This window comes from Gallibacterium genomosp. 3 (assembly GCF_001678475.1).
GTDB classification, from domain to species: domain Bacteria; phylum Pseudomonadota; class Gammaproteobacteria; order Enterobacterales; family Pasteurellaceae; genus Gallibacterium; species Gallibacterium faecale.
Map to the genome: position 1 here is coordinate 11954 of NZ_JTJR01000026.1, position 21458 is coordinate 33411.

General features: G+C 35.6%; 17 protein-coding genes and 1 riboswitch. Of the genes, 6 read left to right on the forward strand and 11 right to left on the reverse strand.

Going from position 1 to position 21458, the window contains the following annotated elements; genetic code table 11:
- Positions 1-49: 49 nt before the first annotated feature.
- From thiQ to mutH, 6 genes are all read right to left on the reverse strand, one after another.
- Positions 50-712 carry a thiamine ABC transporter ATP-binding protein gene (gene thiQ, locus QV06_RS06550; protein ID WP_065237441.1) on the reverse strand — a complete coding sequence of 221 codons (663 nt, stop codon included), beginning with the start codon at positions 710-712 and terminating at the stop codon, positions 50-52.
- On the reverse strand, positions 705-2300 hold the full coding sequence (gene thiP, locus QV06_RS06555; protein ID WP_065237442.1) for a thiamine/thiamine pyrophosphate ABC transporter permease: 1596 nt from the start codon (positions 2298-2300) through the stop codon (positions 705-707). The genes thiQ and thiP overlap by 8 nt, the downstream gene beginning before the upstream one ends.
- On the reverse strand, positions 2300-3295 hold the full coding sequence (gene thiB / locus QV06_RS06560) for a thiamine ABC transporter substrate binding subunit (protein WP_065237443.1): 996 nt from the start codon (positions 3293-3295) through the stop codon (positions 2300-2302). Before thiB ends, thiP begins: the two co-directional genes overlap by 1 nt.
- Positions 3296-3344: 49 nt before the next feature.
- Positions 3345-3453, reverse strand: a riboswitch (TPP riboswitch).
- A 40-nt stretch (positions 3454-3493) separates the two neighbouring features.
- Positions 3494-4450 (reverse strand): AEC family transporter, encoded by a 957-nt coding sequence (locus tag QV06_RS06565; protein ID WP_065237444.1) that lies wholly within the window; start codon positions 4448-4450, stop codon positions 3494-3496.
- Between the two features lie 178 nt (positions 4451-4628).
- Positions 4629-5345, reverse strand: coding sequence for a TerC family protein (locus QV06_RS06570; protein WP_065234140.1), 717 nt, complete (start codon positions 5343-5345; stop codon positions 4629-4631).
- A gap of 52 nt (positions 5346-5397) precedes the next feature.
- A complete protein-coding gene (gene mutH, locus QV06_RS06575) occupies positions 5398-6084 on the reverse strand; it encodes a DNA mismatch repair endonuclease MutH (protein ID WP_065237445.1) in 687 nt (228 codons plus the stop codon).
- 562 nt (positions 6085-6646) lie between these two features.
- Between mutH and pflA the strand changes: the two genes are divergently transcribed.
- From pflA to QV06_RS12090, 6 genes are all read left to right on the forward strand, one after another.
- Entirely contained in the window at positions 6647-7387 is a 741-nt protein-coding gene (gene pflA, locus QV06_RS06580; protein ID WP_065234138.1) for a pyruvate formate lyase 1-activating protein, read from the forward strand.
- A gap of 26 nt (positions 7388-7413) precedes the next feature.
- A complete protein-coding gene (gene galE, locus QV06_RS06585) occupies positions 7414-8430 on the forward strand; it encodes a UDP-glucose 4-epimerase GalE (RefSeq protein ID WP_065237446.1) in 1017 nt (338 codons plus the stop codon).
- 30 nt (positions 8431-8460) lie between these two features.
- Complete coding sequence (locus QV06_RS06590; protein ID WP_065237447.1) at positions 8461-9729, forward strand: AmpG family muropeptide MFS transporter; 1269 nt, start codon at positions 8461-8463, stop codon at positions 9727-9729.
- Between the two features lie 170 nt (positions 9730-9899).
- Positions 9900-10544, forward strand: a complete 645-nt coding sequence (gene adk / locus QV06_RS06595; RefSeq protein WP_065237448.1) for an adenylate kinase — start codon at positions 9900-9902, stop codon at positions 10542-10544.
- A 398-nt stretch (positions 10545-10942) separates the two neighbouring features.
- Positions 10943-12013 carry a S6 family peptidase gene (locus QV06_RS12085; RefSeq protein WP_065237449.1) on the forward strand — a complete coding sequence of 357 codons (1071 nt, stop codon included), beginning with the start codon at positions 10943-10945 and terminating at the stop codon, positions 12011-12013.
- Between the two features lie 337 nt (positions 12014-12350).
- Positions 12351-15038, forward strand: a complete 2688-nt coding sequence (locus tag QV06_RS12090) for a pertactin-like passenger domain-containing protein (protein ID WP_065237450.1) — start codon at positions 12351-12353, stop codon at positions 15036-15038.
- A gap of 41 nt (positions 15039-15079) precedes the next feature.
- Here QV06_RS12090 and bioC read toward each other — a convergent pair whose 3' ends face one another.
- The 5 genes from bioC to ppiD form a co-directional block, all read right to left on the reverse strand.
- Positions 15080-15904 carry a malonyl-ACP O-methyltransferase BioC gene (gene bioC, locus QV06_RS06610; RefSeq protein ID WP_245174261.1) on the reverse strand — a complete coding sequence of 275 codons (825 nt, stop codon included), beginning with the start codon at positions 15902-15904 and terminating at the stop codon, positions 15080-15082.
- Positions 15905-16001: 97 nt separating this feature from the next.
- Entirely contained in the window at positions 16002-16649 is a 648-nt protein-coding gene (locus QV06_RS06615) for a DUF452 family protein (protein WP_065237451.1), read from the reverse strand.
- Between the two features lie 124 nt (positions 16650-16773).
- Positions 16774-17931 carry an 8-amino-7-oxononanoate synthase gene (locus QV06_RS06620; RefSeq protein ID WP_065237452.1) on the reverse strand — a complete coding sequence of 386 codons (1158 nt, stop codon included), beginning with the start codon at positions 17929-17931 and terminating at the stop codon, positions 16774-16776.
- A gap of 59 nt (positions 17932-17990) precedes the next feature.
- The gene (gene bioA / locus QV06_RS06625; protein ID WP_065237453.1) at positions 17991-19283 is read right to left on the reverse strand and encodes an adenosylmethionine--8-amino-7-oxononanoate transaminase; all 1293 of its coding nucleotides are present in this window, start codon (positions 19281-19283) and stop codon (positions 17991-17993) included.
- 194 nt (positions 19284-19477) lie between these two features.
- Positions 19478-21346: a peptidylprolyl isomerase gene (gene ppiD, locus QV06_RS06630; RefSeq protein WP_065237454.1), complete on the reverse strand. Its 1869-nt coding sequence runs from the start codon at positions 21344-21346 to the stop codon at positions 19478-19480.
- Positions 21347-21458 lie beyond the last annotated feature (112 nt).

Consider the following 21458-nt stretch of genomic DNA (forward strand, 5'->3'; position numbering starts at 1 on the left):
TTATCCTAAGTAATCGCAAAGTTCAACTTTGCTAACAAAGTGCCATATTCTAGCGACTGTTTTCTCGATCTACCAAATAATTTTCAGAGATCGTACCATTATCAATCCGAATTACCCGATCCATAATATGAATGACTTCGCTTAATTGGTGCGTTACCAAGAGTAAACAAAGATTTTTCTCATTACAGATTCGTTCTACTAATACCAACATCTCTTGGCGTAATTCTGGGTCTAGTGCGGAAAATGGCTCATCTAATAATAAAATCGGTCGGTTACGTAATAAAGTCCGAGCTAATGTAACACGCTGTTTTTGTCCACCAGACAATGTTTCTGGTAAACGATCTAAATAAGTTTGTAATCCAACTTGCTGTGCCACTCGCTTAACCTGTTGCTGTTCGGCAATATTTAACGACAAACTCGGTTTTAACCCTAATGCAATATTCTCTGCTACGGTCAGATGATTGAACAAATTATGATCTTGAAACAGCATGGATACAGGGCGTTGATATGGCTCGCTATAAGTATGATTTTCACCTTGTAACCAAATTTCACCTTGATTCACCTGTTCAAAACCCGCAATAAGGTTTAATAAGGTAGATTTTCCTGCACCACTCGCACCAATAACCGCCACTTTCTCCCCTGCTTGCAGCGTTAAATCAAACATCATTGTCATCGGTGGATATGCATATTGCACCTGTTTCAGCTTAATCATTTTGTTTATTCTGTTCCGTAAATAAGAAAATAAAGAAATAAAACAATAACAGCACCATTGCCGTCACAGCCGCACCATCACTTTGATAATGCCCTAACTGCCGATACAGTAATAATGGCAAAGAGGTAAAGCTATCACTACCAAATAACGCAATCGCCGTAAAATCCCCCAAAGAAATCGCTGCAGCTAACGCAAACGCAGCACGTAAAGGTTTTAACAAAGTTGCTTTTTCGACAATTCGCCAACGCTGCCAACCGTGAAGATTCAATGATAAACAAAGGCGGTGATAGTTGGTCATATTATGATAAAACGCTGGCGTTAATAGCTGTAAAGCAAAAGGCATCGCCACAAATGCATTACACAATGCGACTAATAAAAATAACACGACAATATTGGCATCAATTTGTCCTAATAATAAAAACAATCCCGTTGCTAACACTAATGTTGGTATCGCCAGAATAATCGTGCCTATGTTTAATAAGAGTTGGCTGGCAGCTTGTTGCCCTCGCCAATAAAGTTGCCGAGTCGTTAGTAATAAAGCCACTGCTAACATAATACAAAATGTTGCCGCAGTAGGAGCTAATAACAGCGAAAACATGATCGCTTGCCATAATTCAGCTTGCAGTAATTGCTGCCAGAATTGACGAGCGTTTAATCCCGCAATCAAGGTTTCTAATAATGGACTAACAATAAATAACGCCGCTATCAATAGTACTAATCCATGCCACAAACGCTGCCAGCGAGATAATGGCACTCGCCATTGTTGTTCACTGACATTCCCCATCTGTTGATAACGAGCAAAACGGCTATTAATCGTAAATAACAAAAAACAGAATACAAACTGCAAAATAGCTAATAACGCTGCAGTTTCAATCTCAAAATCAAAGGTAATTGCTTGATAAATCGCCACTTCTAAGGTGGTATATTTTGGTCCACCACCTAGCGTTAACACGATTGTAAAACTGGTAAAACAGAGCAAAAAGATTAAGCCAAATAAACTGAAACAGATTGGGCGTAAAAAAGGTAACTCTACCCAACGGAAAAAATGCCAGCCACGTAGATTTAATTGTGCGGCCAGTTTAAATTGGGCAGGAGAAAGTTGTTGTAGACGTTGATGTAATACCTTAGCACTTAACGGGATATTAAAAAATAAATGGGCTAATAGAATTCCTGTTAAGCCATAAATATCAGGTAATTGTAATTGGAATTGGCGTAAAACTTGGTTAATCCAACCATTAAACCCATAAATTCCTAAAATACCAAATACTGCCACTAATGCAGGTAACACATAAGTGAGTGAAAAGATTTTTAGTAGAATATTTTTGCCAGAAAATTCCAAGTAAAATAAGGCTCTGGCAACAAGTAATCCTAAAATAACCGACAAAAATGCAGATAACCCTGCCTGATAAAAACTAAAATAGATAACTTGGTGTAAATATTCATTGGTCAATAAACCTACCCATTGAGATAAAGCACTTTGTTGCAATAATTGCCAAAGGCTGCCGCCATAAATGGCAGCAAGCACACATAAAACACTAAATCCCGATAATAGGTAGGAAGATTGCCTAAGCCAACGCACGAACTTCATTATTTAGATAAAGCATTTTGCCAAGTCGCTAGCCATGCTTTCGTTTGTTGATGTGTTATTTTCGAAGTATCAATCGTTTTTTCGGATAATAGTTGTTGGCGTAATTGATCATAATGAGGTTCAATCGGTGAATCAGTTACTGCAAACATCACATTACTTTGGCTAATAATTTTTTGTGCTTCCGGACTAATTAAGAATTGTAGGAATTGATCCGCAAGTTTCGCCTGTTTACTTGCTTTTAATTTAGCCGCCACTTCAATTTGTAAGATGTTTCCTTCACTAAATACTGTTGCTGCATAATGATCATTTTGTTCATTTAATAGATGGTATAAAGGCGAGGTACGATAACTCAATACCAAATCTCCTTCCCCTTTTAAGAAAGCGCCGTATGTATCACTCCAACCTTTCCCCACAGTTACAGTATGCTGAGCAAGTTGCTGCCAAGCTTGAGCGACTTGATCTTGTGGATACACCTGATTCATCCAAAGCAATAAGCCACGCCCTACGGAGCTAGTACGAGGATCTTGATAAATCACTCGTAAATCTTTTCTTTTGACTAACTCTTTTAAGGTTGTTGGTGGTGTTGTTAATTTTGTTTTGTCATAAATAAAAGCATAGCTACCAAAGTCATACGGAATATAGGTGTTACTTGTCCACTGCATCGGGAGTTGTAAACTAGACGCATCTACTGAAGTCGCTGCAAATAATTTAGATTGTTCTGCCGCTTCTAATAAACTTTGGTCCAAACCTAATGCAATATCCGCTTTACTGTTCTTCCCTTCTAAACGTAAGCGATTAAACATAGTGACACTACTATCAAAAGCAACAAATTTCAGATCACATTGGCACTGTTTTTCAAAAAGTTGTTCTAACTTTGGACCTGGTCCCCATTCGGAGGAGAAAGAATCGTAGGTATAAACATTTAAGGTAGTTGGTGCGGCAAATGAAACAGTGCTTATGGTTAAAGCACTGGCAAAGATAACTTTTTTTAACATAATTGGTGTCCTATTTCATAACATAACTGCAATGAACAGGATTTTGAATAGCTTGATGCTTCTCAAATCCCTCCGCTGCGACTAATCAGTTCAGGTTCGACGGGTATTATCTCAGCTCCATTATTATTATGCTTAATGGTGCACCCCGTTGAGAACGGGCATTACTATACGAGATCAGTATGGATTACACAATAAAAATTACATCCAATTTAATTGTTTAAGAATCACAATACCAATCGCTGAACTAACAATAGAACCCAATGTTGTAATCCCAATAATATTTGCTGCTGTTTTCGCATTACCGCCCATACTGCGTACCATTGGATAACTTGCTGCTGCAACTGGCGTTGCTGACATTAAGAAAATTACGCCTAAACCAATACCAGTTAGCCCAAATAGACGAGCGACAATCACCAAAATAAAAGGCGCAATTAAAATACGTCCGATACTGGATTGAAAAGCTAATTTTGAGGAGGGATCTAAGCCTTTAAAATCTAAGCTAGCGCCAGTACAAAGTAACGCTAGAGGTAGCGTCATTCGTGATAAATAATCACCTGTACTCATTAATGAGTTTGGAATTGAAAAACCAAACTTGCTGATAATTAATGCCACAACAATAGACAAGATTAATGGATTCTTCGCAATTTGTTTCGCAATATGTAATACACTTGGTTTGCCCGTTGTTGAAAGTGAACGGCTTAGGGTAATTACGGCTAAAATATTATAGAGGATGGTAATCAATGCAGTATAAACCGAAGCGGAAGCAATTCCCTCTGTGCCATAGGCATTCGCACATAATGATAGACCAATAATCCCAGTATTACCTCGGAAAACACCTTGAACAAAAGTCCCTCTTTCTCGTATATCCGCCACATAACGAGCCGCAAACAACTCTGCTAAAAGAAACGTAATTAAACAGCCAACATACCCTGCCACAATAATTTGTAATTGAGCGCCATAATCTGTTGGGTGTTGCACAATACTTAAAAACAATAATGCTGGCAAAGTAATATTAAAAACCAACTTTGAACCTTGTTGGCAAAATTGATCATTAATCATACCGATACGGCGTAAATAGCTCCCCAAAAATAACATCAAGATATTGGGTAAGGTAACACTGACCGAGAATGAAATAGAACTAAGGAAGCCATCCATTATGATATTTCCTTGTTAATACATTGTTAAAATTAATATGCTAGAAAAATTTTAGAAAAAAGAAAAGAGATAGGAAGAAGATAAAAGCTGCATCTCTTAACTCAGATAATCACTTATGTTATCACTATCGATATGCAGCTTGAATTGGAAAATAACGATTAGTTAAATAATTATTATCTTATTTTTTTAAATGCTGACGCATTCTCAAATTAATCATCTCAACACAAACTGAGAAGCCCATTGCAAAATAGATATAGCCTTTTGGAATGTGGAATGATAGACCTTCACCAATTAAGGATACCCCAATTAAAATTAAGAAAGATAATGCAAGAATTTTTAAGGTTGGGTGAGCTTCAACAAAGTCGCCAATTGGTTTAGCCGCTATCATCATTACACCAACCGCTAAAATAATCGCAATAATCATTACCTCAACATGATTTGCCATACCAACCGCAGTAATTACTGAATCTAAAGAGAACACAATATCTAATAAAGCAATTTGAATTAATACAGCTAAGAAGCTCACTTTTTTTGGTGTTTTTTCTTCTTGCGTTGCACTTTCTTCCATACTATGGTGGATCTCTAAAGTACTTTTCACCAACAAGAACAAGCCTCCTAATAATAGGATAAGATCACGACCTGAAATTTGATAATCTGCTACTGAAAACAGTGGTTCTGTTAAACGCATAATCCACGCTAAAGAAAGCAGCAACAGAATACGAGTTCCCATCGCAAGACCTAAACCTAAAATACGGCCTGATTGACGTTGGTTAGCAGGTAAGCGTCCTACGAGAATACTGATAAAAATAATATTATCGATCCCTAAAACAATTTCTAATGCCGTTAAGGTAAATAAAGCAACCCATGCTTCCGGGCTACTAATCCACTCCAACATAACTACTCCTCTAAATAATCAAACTCAATGTAAAAGCGCCATACTATAACGATTAATCCAACGAAAAGGAATATTTTCCCCGCTGAAAATTGTGCAAAATCTGTGCGGTAAAATTTTTTCGTAAATAAAAACCTAACGGCAATGTATCAATGACCTCGCCCTGTTTGCCAATGCCTTTAGTTAATACTTTACTATTGGCGCCTTTAGGACGTAATTGTAAAACCTCACCAATCCGAGCATTAATTTTCTTCACATCACCTAATACAATTAAATCCATTAATTCTTCCCAATCCTGACGTAATTGTATCTCTTCGTCCGCTGAAGGCTGCCATAAAATAGGTTGTCCTACTCGGCGTAAAGCTAAGGGGATAGTGCGTTCCCCTTCAACTGGGATCCACAATACTTTGGATAATTTATAACGCACATGAGAACACTCCCACACCACACCATGGTTATCAATCAATGGCGCTAAACAAACAAATGTTGTTTCTAGTGGTTCACCTTGTTGATTAATCGGAATGGTTTTCAGCTCAATCCCCAAATGGGCAAAATCTTGTTCTGGTTTACTCCCTGCCTGTGCCCCTAATGCTAACTCAATTAAACTGCCAACCCAGCCTTTATCTCGTCTTAAATTTTCTGGCACAGGCCGTTGTAATTGTTGTGCAATATCCTCTAGTGTTCTACCTGCCAGTTGATAAGCTCGCTCCATTAATTGTTGTTCTGTTATTGGTGGTTTCATCACCATCCCTCGTTATAAAGATTAAAAAATAACCAGTATTTTTCTAATTTCCTATTTTTTCGACAACATTTTATAACCATATGATTTATAAAATATTTTATTTTTATCAATGTTTAAAAAAACGCCAGCAAATAAATTATACGTAAATTTACGCCTATTCAATCACAATTTTATCCACAATTTCTCTGAATAACTCACACCCTGAATAAATAAACAGTATTGCTTTTTTAAAATTTAACATTTTATTAAAAATACAAAGTACATTTTCTTAAATTTTCTTTTGTTTGATTAGCTAACCATTCTATTTTTTGAACAATTTTATAAAATTATCATAGATAATTTTTTCTTTTAAAATCAAACATAAATAAACAAAATTCCATTATTATCACAATTTAAGCCTCTTATTTCCACAAAGTTATCCACAGACTAATATTGAGTGATATTTTATTTTTCTCGCAAAAAGAATTCCTGTCGAGTTTTACAACAAATTCAGCTAAAATTAAAAAAATTTTTAAGATTTCATTTTTCTATTATATATAAGGACTATAAGGCTGTTTACTCTATGTCAACAATTGGAAGAATTCATTCATTTGAGTCATGCGGTACCGTAGATGGACCCGGAATTCGTTTTATCCTTTTTATGCAAGGCTGTTTAATGCGTTGCAAATATTGTCATAACCGAGATACATGGGATTTACACGGTGGTAAGGATATTACTGTGGAAGAACTTATGAAAGAAGTCGTGACTTACCGCCATTTTATGAATGCGTCTGGCGGTGGCGTAACAGCTTCTGGTGGTGAAGCAATTTTACAAGCTGAGTTTGTGCGAGATTGGTTCCGTGCTTGTAAAGAGCAAGGAATTAACACTTGTTTAGATACTAATGGTTTTGTCCGTCATTATGATCATATTATTGATGAATTATTAGATGTGACTGATCTTGTATTGCTCGATTTAAAACAACTAGATGACACCATTCACCAAAATCTTATCGGTGTGCCGAATAAACGCACGTTAGAATTTGCTAAATATTTAGAAAAGCGTAATCAAAAAACATGGATTCGTTATGTAGTCGTGCCGGGCTATACCGATGATGAGCACTCTGTCCAATTATTAGGCGAATTCATTAAAGATATGAAGAATATCGAGAAAGTCGAGTTACTCCCTTATCATCAACTAGGTAAACATAAATGGGAAACCCTTGGCTTAAAATATGAACTCGAAGATGTTAAGCCACCAACAAAAGAATCATTAGAAAAAATTAAAGCACATCTTGAATCTTTTGGCTTAACTGTAAAATATTAATTCATTTACATCTAAAGGAGGCCACCATGGTTGTATTGGTAACAGGTGGAGCTGGTTATATAGGCTCACATACTGTCGTAGAATTATTAAATGCAAATAAAGAAGTCGTCGTTTTAGATAATCTTTGTAATTCATCCGCAAAATCGTTAGATCGTGTTAAACAAATTACTGGAAAATCCGTCACTTTTTATCAAGGCGATGTGTTAGATCGTGTATTATTAAAACGTATTTTTGCTGAACATAAGATTGAATCTGTGATTCACTTTGCAGGTTTAAAAGCCGTAGGTGAAAGTGTCGCCAAACCAATCGAATACTATCGTAATAATGTTGAAGGCTCGCTTACTTTATTAGATGAAATGCGTCAAGCTGGCGTATTTAATTTTGTATTTAGCTCATCTGCAACCGTATATGGTGATCCTGAAATTATTCCAATTACTGAGTCTTGCAAAGTTGGTGGAACAACCAATCCTTATGGCACATCTAAATTTATGGTAGAACGTATTATTATGGATGTCGTCAAAGCAATTCCACAATTTAGTATGACTATCTTACGTTACTTCAATCCAGTTGGTGCTCACGAAAGTGGTTTAATTGGTGAAGATCCAAATGGTATTCCAAATAATCTTCTACCTTATATTAGCCAAGTTGCAATTGGTAAATTACAACAACTTTTGGTATTTGGTAGCAATTACCCAACCCATGATGGTACTGGTGTGCGTGATTATATTCACGTTGTCGATTTAGCGATCGGTCACTTAAAAGCATTAGATCGTCATGAAAATGATGCTGGATTACATATCTACAATCTTGGTACAGGAACTGGTTATTCGGTGTTAGATATGGTTCATGCGTTTGAAAAAGTCAACAATATCAAAATTCCATATCGTTTAACTGATCGTCGTCCAGGTGATATCGCAACTTGTTATTCTGATCCATCACTTGCTTTAAAAGAACTTGGTTGGAAAACTGAGCGTGGTTTAGAGCAAATGATGAAAGATACTTGGAATTGGCAAAAAAATAATCCTAATGGGTATCGTGACTAATCAATAAATAATCAAACTTCGGAGTAACTAATGCCAGTAAATACCTCGTTAATGCAACAAATTTTCAGTCGAAATATGCTTATCTGTGTGTTTACTGGTTTTAGTTCTGGCTTACCTCTCTATATTTTAGTTAGCTTAATTCCTTATTGGCTAAGAACAGAAAATGTCGATCTAAAAACAATCGGTTTATTTACCTTAATTAGTTTACCTTATACATGGAAATTTTTATGGTCGCCTGCATTAGACCGTTTTGTACTCCCTTTTCTTGGCCGACGGCGAGGCTGGACACTCATCTTACAGCTACTACTTATTATCACATTATCTTGCTTTGCTTGGCTTGAACCACAACAAAACATTCCAACCATCGCCACTCTAGCAACCATCGTCGCTTTTTTTTCTGCCTCTCAAGATATTGTATTAGACGCCTATCGCCGTGAAATTTTAACTGACCAAGAGTTAGGTTTAGGGAACTCTATTCATGTGAATGCCTATCGCTTGGCAGGCTTAATTCCCGGTTCTCTCTCTATTTTCTTAACTGCTTATTATAGTTGGCAAAGTGTCTTTATCATTACCGCCTTATTTATGTTACCCGGTGTATTAGCTACCCTATTAATCGCTAGAGAACCACAAATTATTACTCAATCCCGTAGTTTAAAAGAAAATATCATTAATCCATTCGTAGAGTTTTATCAACGGAAAGGCGTTAAAGGGATGATTACCGTATTAGCCTTTATGTGCTTATATAAATTAGGCGATACTATGGCGACGGCATTGATGACACCTTTCTATGTTGATATGGGATACAGCAGTCTTGATATTGCTTTAGTGGCGAAAAATGCAGGATTATGGCCAATGATTATCGCTAGTTTGGTCGGTGGCATCATTATGCTAAAAATTGGTATTAATCGAGCGTTATGGTTATTTGGTTTTGTACAAATCATCACAATTCTCGGTTTTGCCTGGCTCGCTAGCTTCGGTAAATTTACCCATATTGGTACATTTGAATTAATCGCATTAGCGATTGTGGTTGGTGGTGAATATATTGGCGTTGGCTTAGGCACATCTGCTTTTGTCGCTCTTATGGCAAGAGAAACGAATCCACTTTATACTGCAACCCAATTAGCTCTATTTACCAGTTTAGCCGCATTACCAAGATCACTAATTAGCTCAAGTGCTGGCTGGTTAATTGAACAATTAGGTTACTACCATTTCTATTGGCTCTGTTTTATGTTAGCCATACCAGGAATGTTATGCTTATTTTGGGTAGCACCTTATAAAGATTCAACAACTAAACAATAAATGTAAGTTTAGGCTTGAGTTTACTAACACATACAGGTAAGGTACTGATCGTCATTTGAGTTCAAAATAATGTTCAGTGACTATGCCTTGTTGTACGATGTGTATTGGTTTTGGCTTGTTATTTTATTTTGAACTTAAACAACTATATTTTTTATACAAGAGGTCATTTTATGAAAATCATTCTTTTAGGTGCACCAGGTGCAGGAAAAGGTACACAAGCACAATTTATTATGAACAAATATGGCATTCCACAAATTTCTACTGGGGATATGCTTCGTGCAGCAATCAAAGCTGGGACTGAATTAGGTAAAAAAGCAAAAGTTTTGATGGATGCAGGACAATTAGTACCAGATGATTTAATCATCGCCTTAGTGCAAGATCGTGTGGCACAACCTGATTGTGCAAAAGGTTTCCTATTAGATGGTTTCCCTCGCACTATTCCACAAGCAGATGCATTAAAAGCAGCAGGTATTGCGATTGATTTCGTCTTAGAATTTGATGTTCCTGATGAAGTTATTGTAGAACGTATGAGTGGTCGTCGTGTGCACCCAGCTTCAGGTCGTAGCTACCATATCGTGTATAACCCACCAAAAGTAGAAGGCAAAGATGATGTGACTGGTGAAGATTTAATTATTCGTGCTGATGACAAACCAGAAACCGTATTAGATCGTTTAAAAGTTTATCATTCAACCACTAAACCTTTAGTTGATTACTATTCTAAAGAAGCTGCAAACGGCAAAACCCAATATTTCCGCCTAGACGGTACCCTACCAGTGGAACAAGTCAGCGCAAAATTAGCTGAGATTTTGGGGTAATTAAAATATCATTTTTAATAATCCTCCTTAATGGAGGATTATTTATATCTAAAATAGATATTTAAATGGTATTCATATGAGTAATTCTGAACCAATTAATATTTGTTATTCTTGCGATGAAAATTATACACGTTATATGGCAATTTCAATGTTATCTATTTATAAAATAAGCTAATTGCTACTACATTTTTTATGCTTCTTATCACGTTTTCCAACTAAAAATCACATAGTAACTTCTATTAAGATAGCCAATCTATATTAATTTATTATTATCTATATTATTGTATTTTTTATTGAGTTACTACCCATAAGGTATTGTAACAAGACATAACTTGCATATAATTATTTCTTTTATTTTTTATAATTTATTTATTTTTTAGGATTAGGGAAAATCTATTATGAAGGCTAACAAAAAAGCCATTTTCTATCATACTATTACTTCATTATATATCGTATCATCTCCATCCTCATTCGCCTCTATAGTACGAGGAGATATTAACTATCAATACTTTAGGGATTTTGCTGAAAACAAAGGCGAATTTAGTGTTGGATCACGTAATATTACTATTTATAACAAAGAGGGAAATTCTGTTGGTACTATGCTACCTAATATTCCTATGATCGATTTCAGTGTTGTCAATAGTAATGGTGGATTTGCAACTTTAACTGCTCCTCAATATGTAGTAAGTGTTGCTCATAATGGCGGTTATACAGGAGTACAATTTGGTGCGGTTGCTGCTAACCATCCTGATAACCATACTTTTACTTATCAACTGGTTCATAACAATAACTACCAAGTAAATGAAACCCATCCTTATAATAAAGACTATCAATTCGCACGGTTACGAAAATTAGTTACAGAAGTAACGCCAATTGACAGCATACCTGAAGTTAACGCGTTTCCATATAGGAATGATCAGAAACGTTACCCCGTTGTTTTAAGGGCTGGAGGAGGTACACAAAAAGTACGGGAAAATGGGCAAGATAAATGGATTGCTGGTCCTTATGCATTTCTAACTGGATCAGCAACTCCTCGCAGTGAGTGGACCTGGGTTACCCAACAATCTTTCCCTGTATATTATCGAAAACCTGATGGAAACTTCATGGGAGATTTATATGGACCAATGGTCAGTGTTGGATTACCTGGAGATAGTGGCTCAGGTGTCTTTGTTTATGATACAGTGGAACAAAAATGGTGGTTATTAGCCACAACGCAATCACTATATAGTAGTGGAAAAGGAAACCTCACTTTATTAACGCGAAAAGATTATCATGATGAAATTAAGAATAATAATTCAAACCCTGTTATTAACAATACTAGTCCTAATACACTATGGGTATGGCAACACATAGAAAATAATGGACAGGATCAACTGATATCATCTGAACAAACCTATTTGATAGATACATATAATGAAACATTAAGTACTGGGGGGGGGGCAAATTCGACCTCGGCTCAATTACGGTAAAGATATTATTTTTACTGGCGAACAAGGGCAGTTACACTTAGCCGATAATATAAACCAAGGCGCTGGTGCATTACAGTTTCAAACAGATTATATTGTTTCGGGTGAGCCTAATGTTACATGGATCGGAGCAGGCATTAATGTAGCAGCAAATAAAACTGTTGTTTGGAAAATTAAGAATCCTGAAGGAGATAGACTCTCTAAAATTGGCTCTGGTATATTACATGTCCAGGGATCTGGTATCAATAAAGGCGATATAAGCATTGGTGATGGTACAGTTATTCTAGATCAACAGCCAGATACCAACCAACAACGGCAAGCATTTAACACATTAGGTATTGTGAGTGGTCGAGCAACAGTTATTCTGAATTCATCTGATCAAATAAATCCAAATAATATTTATTTTGGTTTCCGTGGTGGGAAATTAGATCTTAATGGAAATAGTCTCACTTTTAAACGAATTCAAAATGTGGATGATGGTGCAAGAATTGTCAATCACAATACTGCTCAATCAGCAAATATTACTTTAAGTGGTAATGAGCTATTTACAGAAGATCAAATCAAGTGGGGTACTTGGGGTATTGCAGGAAGTGATATTTACGAATATAGAAATAATTACCATGGAAATAGAAAAGATTATTTTAAATTAAAAGGCAATGCTAACGCATATTATCCAACAGAAGGAAATTCTAATGATAACTGGGAATATTTAGGAAGTGGCGAGGAAGCAAAAAATACAGCTATACAAGCAATTATTGAACAAAAAAATCTTCAACGTTGTTATTCTGCATTTAATGGCTACTTTGGCGAAAGTGACGATAATATAAATGGAGAAATGAACATTATCTATCAACCAACTATAGAAAACGCTACTTTATTACTTTCCGGAGGAAGTTACTTAAATGGTAAGTTTATAGCTAACCGTAATAGCACAATTCTATTTTCCGGAAAACCAACATCACATGCTTACGATTATATTACAAAACAAGAAGTAATTTTAGATGATGATTGGATTAATCGTACTTTCTCTGCTAAAAAATTTATTGCTACAGAAAATAGCCAATTAATTTTTAGCCGCAATATTAGTGCAATTTCAGGAAATATTGAAGCTAATGATAATGCTCATATTCAACTTGGTTATATTAATAACCAGACACCTATTTGTACTCGGTCTGAATATACAGGCATCTCTCAATGTATCACAAAAAATTATGAGAGTAATATTTTAGATACTATTCCGCGTTTACAATATCAAGATGATATAACCTTATCTGATAGCGCTAAGCTGACTTTAGGAAAAACAGATATCAAAGGTAATATTACTGGGTCTCTTAATAGCCTAGTTGTATTATCTTCAGAAGCGAATTGGACATTACCTAGAAGTACAACTCTTGGTAATTTAACAATGATTGAAGGTGCAAAAATTTCTTTAGGAGATAAAGACAATAACTATAACACTCTTACTATTCAAGGAAACTTATCTGGACAAGGTCAATTTAATTACCGCACAGATATATCTGCTATGTTAAGTGATAAAGCCATTGTTTCTGGTAGTGCTGAAGGTAATTTTAAATTATATGTGCAAGACACAGGTTTAGAGCCACAAAAAAGTAAAGAACGCCTGACATTAATAAAAATTAATAATGAAATACAACAAGAGAAATCATTAAATATTACTTTAGAAAATACCAATGAAGTCGTTGATCTGGGTGCTTATAGATATCACTTAATTAAAGATGGTTCTAGTTATAGGCTTTATAATCCAATAATAGAAGAAATGCTTAATGCTGAAGAAGTTAAAGCAGAAGCAGGAACTCAACCAGAATTAGATTCTAAATCTGAAGTAGATTCTAATCCTGAAGTAGATTCTAATCCTGAAGTAAATTCTAAACCAGAATTAGACACTAATCCTGAAGTAGATTCTAATCCTGAAGTAGATTCTAATCCTAAAGTAGATTCTAAACCAGAATTAGACACTAAACCTGAAGTAGATACTAAATCAGAATTAGATACTAAATCTGAAGTAGATTCTAATCCTGAAGTAGATTCTAATCCTGAAGTAGATTCTAATCCTGAAGTAGATGCTAAATCTGATGAGCCAACTTACTCACATGATAAGCATCAACAATTTACTAACAATTTGCAAAAAAATAATATTAGTAAATATACTAATACTGCCTTATCTGAATATTCTTCTTATATTGATACCCTTAGCAGTATTAATCACAATATCTTTAATCATATAAATAGAAATAATGAACAAACAGTATATATTGAATATCAAGATAGCCAAAAAGAGCATGTTTCTTCACTCTATCGACAATATGATAAAAAAGAAAAATTAACACAGTTGGGTATAAATAAGAATTTTACTAATAACTTTGGACAATTAACAGTTGGTACTATTTATTCCACAAGTAAGAGCCAAAGCTATTTTTCAGATAATATAAAAAGTACAAGTGAAACTAAAAGTCCAACTCTTTATATTAAACAGATCTTAGATAATCAAGTAAGTCTAGCAATAAATATTGGTTATATAAAAACAAAGACGCAGTTACTCTTAGAAAATACTGTTATCCCATTGAATCGTAAAGCAAAAACAATTGGTATCAGTGCATCTAAGTCATTTAATATTAATGACCTTGATATAAAAGGCATGATTGGTATTAACAAGACGTCTATTTCTGGTTTTAGCTACTCAATAGATAAAGCAAAGATTAATATCTTAGATAAAACTTTAGCAAGTTATCATTTAGGCTTAGATTTAGCGAAATCTTTCATGCTAACAGATACAATCAAGATAATACCAAACTTCTCTATTGGTTATATAAAATATAATCAAAATAGTATTTTATCCAATAACTCAGAACAATTTTTACTAGAATTTAGTGACTATCTATACACAAAAATAGGAACTACATTAGCTTATGATCAAATCAATTTTGACCTTCAATTTAATTATGAACAAGGAAAAGAAACTAATAAAACAAAATCAATTATATTTGGTATTCGATACCAATGGAATTAAACGTAAAATAGGAAAAAAATATTATTAAATAGTTTAATAATTTAATCTTCATATTTTTTCTCCACCATCACATAAATCGGGCAATAGGTTAAACTTACTTGCCCGTTTTTCGTGGTGAATTGCTGTTGATATTCTGCAATGAAATTTTGTAATTTCCGTTTTGTCCAAAATTGTTGTTGAGTGGCGGTAACGCCTGTTGCACGCAAATGTTGTAGCACACGTAAAGGTGAGTCAAAAGTTAGGCGAATGGTTTCTGTTGATAAATGTTTAATCACAAAATCCCGTTCAAGCCATTGCTGCCACTGTTCTAGTGTTGGGTATGCTAAACCAATCCCTGTTAATTGGCGAATTTCAAATAAATTGTCTGGGGCAAAGCTATTAAATAGTAATATCCCCTTTTCATTAAGCTGCTTAGCGCAATGCTGGAGAAACCTTACCTTATCATTCAGCCATTGAATAGCTGATGCAGAAACAATTAAATCCAGCTGATGTGGCAGCTGAATTTGTTCAATATCACCTAATAAAAACGACACATTTGAATGCCAAGATTGATCGGCTAAATATTGCATTACCACATCACTCTGATACAAATCATTCAACAACCAATTATCGATCTCCGCATAATTAGCTAAACGCTGGGTAAAATCGCCTGTACCACAACCAATCTCCAGTACATTTTTAAACTTTGTTTGGTTTGTTGTCGCTAATATATCAATTAAACATTGATTGATCTGTTGTTGAGCAATAGCTGCCTCTGGGTAACTATACTGTGCTGCTTGAAAACGCGATTTTATCGTTTCTTTATTATAAGTTGAGGTAAAAATAACAACTTCCCTTTCGTGATGAATATAATTGTCGGATTTCAAAATAATACGGCGTTATCTCATCACGCCGTATTATTGATAAAAGGCGTTATTATACTGAAATTTATCTGAAAATAGCGCCCGCAGTTTTAAAATTACTTTACTCCTGCCATAACGCTTGCCAAGTTTTTAAGTACGGAAAGGCGTAATGCCCCGCTTCAATCGTTCTTATTTGGCAACGATCTTGCCAATAGGCACATTGATTCTCTACTGGGAAAATACGATCTTGAGTGGCAATCCAAGCTATATCCCAATTAAACGGAACTTGCGGTCGTAGTTCAATTTGTTCAGCTAAATAAGCAAGCTCTTGATAAATATCAACCAATGATCGGTAATCTGCTCGCTGCTGATAGTCTGCTAATACTGCTTTACTCTGACACATTCTGCGTTCAAATTTATGCCGATTTGCTTCATCCAACCCCGCTAATGTTCCAGTAAAAATCTGTTTTGGAATGCCAAATTGATCATCACTTGGAAAGCTGGTGCCATTAATGGCAATCGCTTTGCTTAAAGGAATTTGCTGCATCACTTGTTCTGCTACCCATACCCCCATTGACCATGCCACTAAATAAATTTGCTGATAAGGTGAGAAATCAAAATCAAGTTGCAGATCACGATAGTCATAACAAATTAATAAATCATATTGATCACCTAATTCAAGATGAGAAACAACACTTGGTGGTGTTCCCCACCCAGCAAAATAGACTATTAAATTTGGTTTTCCTTGTTGTAGATACTCTATTCTCATTATGCTTACTCTAATCGCTGTTGATATAAACCGTTTGCTTGCAAAATAATATGGTTATATCGCTTCACTCTATTATTTATGCTGTCTTTGGCTTGTTACCTTGTTTTATCCTGCACCTAAAGAACTATATTGCACGTAATACCGTCATCAGTTGTTCGATCTCTTGCTCACTAATCGCTGCGGTTAATGAAAAACGAATACGTGCCGTTCCTTTAGGCACTGTTGGCGGACGAATTGGTAACGCATAAAAGCCTTGCTGCTGTAAGTATTCAGCTGTTTTTACCGCAGCTTGATTCTCTCCTGTAATATAAGGTACAACATTTGTACTACTTGGCATTGACTGTCCCAATTCTGTCTGAATAAACGTTCTTAAACGCTGACTTATGTTGGCTAAATGAAGTCGATCTTGGTTAAATTTAGGCAACTGCTGCCATAAGAAATAGCTCCAAGCAACATTAAACGGTGGCAAGGCAGTCGAAAAGATTAATGGACGCATAGTATTAATTAAGTAATCTTTCATTAACTGATCACAAACAACAAACGCTCCCATAGAAGCCAATGCTTTACCAAATGTCCCCACCAAGAAATCAATCGCAGCAATACACCCTTGCTGTTCTGCTATCCCAAGCCCTTTTTCACCAAACACACCAACCGCATGAGCTTCATCCACATACAATAAAACATTGTGATACTGCTGTTTAAGCTGTACTAAAGTTGGCAAATCTGCAACATCCCCATCCATACTAAACACACTTTCAGTCACAATAATAATGCGTTGGTATTGTGAGGCTTGTTTTGCCAAAATCTCAGCTAAATGTGCATAATCATTATGGCGATACCGTACCCATTTTGCTTCTGATAAACGCAAACCATCAATTAAACTGGCATGAACTAATTTATCTGCCACAATCAACGTTTGACGATCGCTAATCGCTGGTAAAATCCCAATATTGGCGTGATAACCACTATTAAATAATAAGCAGGCTTCCCGTTGGAAATCTCTCGCTATTGCTTGTTCCAGTTGAGTATAAATTAGGAAATTTCCCGTTAATAGACGAGAAGATGAACTAGTTAATGGATTTTCTGCAGAATTTATCTGGGCTAAAAATTCACTGAGCAATGTTGGATTTGCTGCTAATCCTAGATAATCATTTGAAGATAAATTGAGTAAAGTTTGTCCATTTTTCTCAATCCATTTCTCATGATGTTTAATCTCTGGAAAACTACGTTTTTGCCCAATCTGAGCTAATTCAGTTAATTTAGTTTCAAAAAATAGATGCATTGTATTTATTTAATTCTCTACTGTTACTCAAAAAATAGTCAGGAATCACTAAACAATAGCTAAGCAAGCTGATACTCATCCTTAATTGCTTGTAACATTCCTTTAATTAATGTTTCTAACTCCTCATCCCCAATAATAAATGGTGGCATTACATACACCAACTTACCGAATGGACGTAACCAAACGCCTTGTTCAACAAAACGCGGTTGGAGTGTAGCCATATTGACGGCTTCTTTCATTTCAATTACGCCAATTGCCCCTAAAACTCGGACCTCTTGTACACAATCCCACGTTTGCGCAATCGCTAAACCTTGACGTAATTGCTGTTCAATTTTTGCTACTTTATATTGCCAATCACTCTCTAATAATAAATTAACGGACGCATTTGCAATCGCACAAGCTAACGGATTTCCCATAAAGGTTGGACCATGCATAAAACAACCTGCTTCTCCAGAACAAATTATTTCTGCCACAGATTGACTAGTAATCGTTGCGGACAAAGTTAAATAACCACCCGTTAATGCCTTACCTAAACAGATAATATCTGGAATCACATTCGCATGTTGGTATGCAAATAATTTTCCAGTTCGTCCAAATCCAGTCGCAATTTCATCAAAAATCAACAATACGCCGTACTGTTCACATAATGCTTTTGCTTTTTGTAGATAAACAGGTGAATAGAAATACATTCCTCCTGCACCTTGTACAATCGGTTCTAAAATTAAGCCTGCTATATTTTGGTGATGTTTCTCAAGTAAATCTTGTAACGGCTTAATTGCATCCTCATCCCACGCTTCACCAAATTTAACTGGTGGTTGTGGTAAAAAATATTGAATCGGTAAACTTTTACTGAACAGTGAATGCATCCCTGTAATAGGATCACAAACTGACATTGCGTGCCAAGTATCACCATGGTAGCCAGAACGAATTGTCGCAAATTGGTAGCGTTGTGTTTCACCTTTTGCGTGTTGATATTGAATTGCCATTTTCATCGCCACTTCAACCGCAACCGATCCACTATCAGCAAAAAAGATTTTATTCAGCGTTTTAGGCAAAATGTTTAATAAAGTTTCTGTTAATTGCACAGCGGGTTCATGGGTAAAACCACCAAACATAATATGACTCATACTTGCCAACTGCTGTTGCGCTGCTTGATTCAATACTGGGTGATTATAGCCATGCAATGCTGCCCACCAAGATGACATTCCATCAATTAATTTGCGTCCATCTTTTAAGGTAATAATTACTCCATCTGCTCGCTCAACAGGATAAATCGTTGGCGGATTACTGATAGAAGCATACGGATGCCAGATATGTTCACGATCAATTTCAATACAATGTTGTAAGTCCATTTTTTCTACTTTTCCTCTGTATAATCTTTTAAGTTCAAAATAAGACAAGGCAGCCAGCCAAAAACCGTAAAATAATACGACAAAGCGGGGTCACTCAGGATTACTCTGAAATTAAACGACTCTATCTCTAATTAATATAAAAGCTCCGTAAGCGAGTACCTACGGAGCTTTTCATCTCTCATCTAATCAATTAGTTATTGATCTTGTAGTTGATCTAACATCTCTTGATTGATTTCTACTTTTGCTTTTTCTCTCAATGCTTTTAATAGCGTAGATTGCAGATCATTTTGACGAATTTGCATTAATTGTGACACAAATGCTTTTTCTTGTTCTGCAGAAAGTTGTCCATCCTCTACTTTATCTAACGCAATCACAATAATGTCACCATTATCATTTGCGCCTACGTGATAACTTGGTTTGTTATCCACTGGTTTTGGCATCGCAAAAATTTGTTTATCCAATGTTGGATTTTTACTTTCCGCATATACCGCAGTTAAGTCTTGCTTAAATTCAACAGCAGAAGTATCTCCAGCTTGTAATTTAGCTACCAAACCTTTAACGCGTTCTAGCTCAATTTTTTCCGCTTTTTGACGTTGTAATAAGTCAACAATTTGAGCTTTCGCTTCTGCTAATGGCTTAGTTCCTGCTGCTTTATAGTCCATCACACGGAACATAACACTATGATTTTCACCAACACTAATCATTGATGAATTCATTCCGCCTTGTACTAATTCAGGACTAAAAATTTCACTCACTACATTGCTGAAGTTTAATGCGGCTGGTACATCATCTCGTGCAAAATAATCTGTTTCTTTAACGGTTAAGTTACCTTCTTTTGCTGCTGCCGCTAAACCGCTTTGATCTTCAAATGCTTTATCTGCAACAGCTTTTTCAACACTAAAATATTGGCGTGTTGCTAAGTCTTGACGCACAACATCCGCAATTTTGCTTTTAACTTGTTCTAGCGGTAATACTTTCGCTTCGTTGCGAGCTAACACTTTAATAATATGGTATTTATCATCTACTTTGGTCGGTTTACTATAAGCACCCACAGCAGTTTCATTTGCAGCAGCTTCAAACGCTTTTGGTAATTGCCCTGCTACTACCCAACTTAAATCCCCGCCATTAACCGCAGTTAATTTATCAATTGAGTATTGTTTTGCTAGCTGCTCAAAATTCGCACCTTGTTGTAATTTTTGATAAATGTCATTTGCTTCAGCTTCTGTCGCTACTTGAATATGTTCAAGATGTTGACTCGCTTGTCCCATAAATTGCGCTTTACTATCTTGATAATATTGTGCAATTTCTACATCACTAACTTGTAGATTTTTCGCTAAATCATCTTTATTTAAATCTAGATATTGTACTTTTACCAATTCTGGTGTCGCAAAAGCTGCTTTATGTTGATTATAGTAAGCTTCAACTTCTTGATCTGATATAGCTTGCTTTTCTGCTAATGGTGCAATTGGGAAAGTCGCTAAACGCACAGTACGTTTTTGGAAAAACAATTTTACAAATTGTTGCTGTTGATCTGCGGTGAGGAAATCTGTGCCTAATAATGAATTCATTAATTGTGACATTACTAAATCTTGGCGTACTAGATTAGCGTATTGCTCAGATGTTAAGTTATTGCTGGTTAATAACTGTTGATATAATGCGTTATCAAATTTGCCATCTTTTTGGAAATTTGGACTCATAACAATTGCTTGTTTTACCGCATTGTCACCAACACCTAGTTTCAATTCATCAATATATTGACGTAATAACTCTTCATTAATTAAACGTTCTAATACTGATTTACGTAAGCCGTTGGTAAAGTCTGCTGAATCAGCTACTGCCGCAAACTTATCACCCATTTGCATTGCAAGTTGTTGATATTGCGCTTGATATTGTTGTTGGAATAATTGTTGAGAGATCTCAACACCATTTACGGTAGCTGCGGATGTATTTTGTCGTGAAATTAAATAACCAGCCACGCCACTTAATACGAATGAAACAGCAATGAGCCCCATGATTACTTTCCAGACAACACTATTTGTGTATCCGCGCAGTTTCTCCATCATAGCGAGATTTTCCTTATATTTATAAAAGACAATAATGTGCGAAATTATATAGAAAAGTTGCTTACCCTGCACCTATTTAGTAAAAGCAAATCGCGATATTAGAGTAATTTTG

Bases quoted from the DNA above. Each gene is read 5' to 3' on its own strand.
- pflA (WP_065234138.1), top strand. From the start codon at position 6,647: ATGTCAACAATTGGAAGAATTCATTCATTTGAGTCATGCGGTACCGTA.
- adk (WP_065237448.1), top strand. From the start codon at position 9,900: ATGAAAATCATTCTTTTAGGTGCACCAGGTGCAGGAAAAGGTACACAA.
- galE (WP_065237446.1), top strand. From the start codon at position 7,414: ATGGTTGTATTGGTAACAGGTGGAGCTGGTTATATAGGCTCACATACT.
- QV06_RS06570 (WP_065234140.1), bottom strand. From the start codon at position 5,345: ATGTTGGAGTGGATTAGTAGCCCGGAAGCATGGGTTGCTTTATTTACC.
- thiP (WP_065237442.1), bottom strand. From the start codon at position 2,300: ATGAAGTTCGTGCGTTGGCTTAGGCAATCTTCCTACCTATTATCGGGA.
- QV06_RS06590 (WP_065237447.1), top strand. From the start codon at position 8,461: ATGCCAGTAAATACCTCGTTAATGCAACAAATTTTCAGTCGAAATATG.
- QV06_RS06620 (WP_065237452.1), bottom strand. From the start codon at position 17,931: ATGCATCTATTTTTTGAAACTAAATTAACTGAATTAGCTCAGATTGGG.
- QV06_RS06615 (WP_065237451.1), bottom strand. From the start codon at position 16,649: ATGAGAATAGAGTATCTACAACAAGGAAAACCAAATTTAATAGTCTAT.
- QV06_RS06565 (WP_065237444.1), bottom strand. From the start codon at position 4,450: ATGGATGGCTTCCTTAGTTCTATTTCATTCTCGGTCAGTGTTACCTTA.
- bioA (WP_065237453.1), bottom strand. From the start codon at position 19,283: ATGGACTTACAACATTGTATTGAAATTGATCGTGAACATATCTGGCAT.
- ppiD (WP_065237454.1), bottom strand. From the start codon at position 21,346: ATGATGGAGAAACTGCGCGGATACACAAATAGTGTTGTCTGGAAAGTA.
- mutH (WP_065237445.1), bottom strand. From the start codon at position 6,084: ATGAAACCACCAATAACAGAACAACAATTAATGGAGCGAGCTTATCAA.
- thiB (WP_065237443.1), bottom strand. From the start codon at position 3,295: ATGTTAAAAAAAGTTATCTTTGCCAGTGCTTTAACCATAAGCACTGTT.
- QV06_RS12085 (WP_065237449.1), top strand. From the start codon at position 10,943: ATGAAGGCTAACAAAAAAGCCATTTTCTATCATACTATTACTTCATTA.
- thiQ (WP_065237441.1), bottom strand. From the start codon at position 712: ATGATTAAGCTGAAACAGGTGCAATATGCATATCCACCGATGACAATG.